Below are 2,938 nucleotides of genomic sequence, written 5' to 3' on the forward strand. Positions count from 1 at the left end.
ACTTCTTCGCTCTGGGGGGCAACTCGCTCAACGCCACCCAGGTGGTGGCGCGGTTGGGTGCGGCGTTGGATGCGCAGGTGCCGGTGCGGGTGTTGTTCGAGTCGTCGACGGTGCAGGCGTTGGCGGTGGCGACCGAGCGGCATGCGGGTTCGGGTGCGGTGGTGCCGTTGGTGCGGCAGGTGCGGCCGGAGCGGGTGCCGTTGTCGTTTGCGCAGCAGCGGATGTGGTTCATCAACCAGTTCGATCCGTCGTCGCCGGTTTACAACGTGCCGTTGGTGATTCGGTTGTCGGGTCGGTTGGACGTGGAGGCGTTGCAGGCGGCGGTAGCTGATGTGCTCGAGCGGCACGAGTCGTTGCGGACGGTGTATCCGTCGGATGCGGACGGGCCGGTGCAGGTGGTGTTGCCGGTGTCGGGGGTGGTGCTCGATCTCGAGCCGGTGCGGGTGCCGGAGTCGGAGGTGTTCGCTGCGGTCGGCGGAGTGATCGGTGCGGGGTTCGATGTCGCTGCCGAGGTACCGGTGCGGGCGCGGTTGTTCCGGGTCGCCGATGCGGAGTTCGTGTTGGTGGTGGTGGTGCATCACATCGCCGGTGACGGTTCGTCGATGGCGCCGTTGGGTCGGGATGTGATGGTGGCGTACGAGTCTCGGCATCGTGGTGAGGTGCCGGGGTGGGTGCCGTTGCCGGTGCAGTACGCCGATTTCGCGTTGTGGCAGCGGCGGATGCTCGGGTCGGTGGACGATCCGGAGTCGGTGTTCTCACGGCAGATGCAGTATTGGCTCGGGCAGCTCGAGGGTCTGCCGGAGGTGTTGCCGTTGCAGACCGATCGTCCGCGGCCGGCGGTGCAGTCGTTCCGTGGGGCGACGGTGTCGTTCGAGGTGCCGGCGTCGGTGCATGCCGGTCTGTCCCGGGTGGGGCGTGAGCACGCGTCGACGGTGTTCATGGTGGTGCATGCGGCGTTGGCGGTGTTGTTGTCGCGCTTGTCGGGCACTGCGGACATTGCAGTGGGCACGCCCGTCGCCGGGCGTGGGGCGCGTGAGCTCGACGACTTGATCGGCATGTTCGTCAACACGCTGGTGTTGCGGACTCGTGTCGAGTCGGGGGTGTCGTTCGAGCAGGTGCTGTCGCAGGCGCGGGCGGTGGATGTGGCGGCGTTCGGGCACGCGGATGTGCCGTTCGAGGCGTTGGTCGACGAGATTGCGCCGGTGCGGTCGACGGCTCATTCGCCGTTGTTCCAGGTGTTGCTGGTGTTCCAGAATTTTGCGCGTACCCGGTTCGAGCTGCCGGAGTTGGTGGTGTCCGGGGTCGAGGCGGAACTGGACACTGCGAAGTTCGATCTGCAGTTCACGTTCGTCGAGCAGTTCGACGAGTCGGGGGCGCCGGCCGGGATGGTCGGTGCTGTGACCTATGCGTCGGATTTGTTCGACGAGTCGACGGTGGTCGGGTTCGGGCAGCGGTTCGTGCGGGTGCTCGAGTCGGTGGTGGTCGATCCGTCGGTGCCGGTGGGTGAGATCGAGATTCTCGAGGCGGCCGAGCGGGTTCGGGTGCTCGAGACGTGGAATGCGACCTCCGTCGAACTCGACGGGTCGGTGACGTTGGTGGATCTGTTCGACGAGCAGGTGCGTCGATCCCCGGCGGTGCCGGCGGTCGTCTCGGTCGACGAGGAATGGAGCTACGCGGAGTTCGCCTCGCGGGTGCGTCGGCTGGCGCGGCATCTGATCGGCTCGGGGGTGGGGCCGGAGACGGTGGTGGCGGTGGCGATGCGCCGCAGTGTGGATCTGGTGGTGGCGGTGCATGCGGTGCTCGCCGCTGGTGGGGCGTATGTGCCGATCGATCCGGATCATCCGGGCGAGCGGACGCAGTATGTGCTGGCGTCGGCGGCTCCGCTGGTGGTGTTGACCACCGCCCGGGACGGGTTCGAGGCGCCGGGTTCGCGGGTGCTCGAGGTGGACGTCGTCGACGTGTCGGGGTACTCCGACGAGCCGATCGCCGACGAGGAGCGGATTGCCGGTCTGCAGGCGTCGAACACCGCGTACGTGATCTACACGTCCGGGTCGACCGGTCGCCCGAAGGGGGTGGCATTGACCCATGCCGCGACGGTGAACCAGTTGCGGTGGGCGCAGGCACGGTATCCGCTCGATTCGTCGGATGTGGTGCTGCACAAGACGCCGTTCACGTTCGACGTGTCGGTGTGGGAGCTGTTCTGGACGTTGCAGACCGGTGCCCGGCTGGTGGTGGCGGCGCCGGACGGGCACCGCGATCCGTTCTATCTGGCCGAGGTGATCGCCGAGTACGGGGTGACCACCGTGCATTTCGTGCCGTCGATGCTGGCCGCGTTCGTGGCGGTCGTGCCCGAGGGTGTCGGTGCCGGGGTGCGCCGGGTGTTCGTCGCCGGTGAGGCGTTGCCGATCGAGGTGGTGCGACGTGTGGTGCGGGACGGCAATGGCACGCCGGAGGTGCACAACTGGTACGGGCCGGCCGAGGCGGAAGTCGTCACCGCGTGGGCGGGTGATCCATCGGCGCCGTCGGCGCTGATCGGGGCGCCGGTGTGGAACACCGAGGTCTACGTCCTCGACGGCCGGCTGCAGCCGGTGCCGGTCGGGGTGGCAGGTGAGTTGTATCTGGCCGGGGCGCAGTTGGCCCGCGGCTACCACGGTCGGGCTGAATTGACGGCGGAGCGGTTCGTGGCCACCCCCTTCGGTGGGGCCGGACAGCGGATGTATCGCACCGGTGATCTGGTGCGGTGGACCGCCGGCGGCGAACTCGAGTATCTCGGTCGTACCGATTTCCAGGTCAAGCTCCGTGGTCAGCGGATCGAGCTGGGGGAGATCGAAGCGGCGCTGCTCGCCCAACCGGGCGTCGAACAGTCGGTGGTGGTCTTGCACAACGATCCGCACACCGGTGAGCAGCTGGTCGGGTATGTGGTTGCTGCGCCGGGTGC

1 protein-coding gene is annotated in these 2,938 nt (G+C 67.9%); it reads left to right on the forward strand.

What is annotated here, in order from left to right; genetic code table 11:
- Positions 1-2,938 (forward strand): amino acid adenylation domain-containing protein (locus tag QYS60_RS25670; RefSeq protein WP_371384656.1); only part of this gene is annotated, 2,938 nt, incomplete at both ends.

It is taken from the genome of Rhodococcus sp. GXMU-t2271 (assembly GCF_041414735.1).
Taxonomy (GTDB): Bacteria; Actinomycetota; Actinomycetes; order Mycobacteriales; family Mycobacteriaceae; genus Rhodococcus; species Rhodococcus indonesiensis.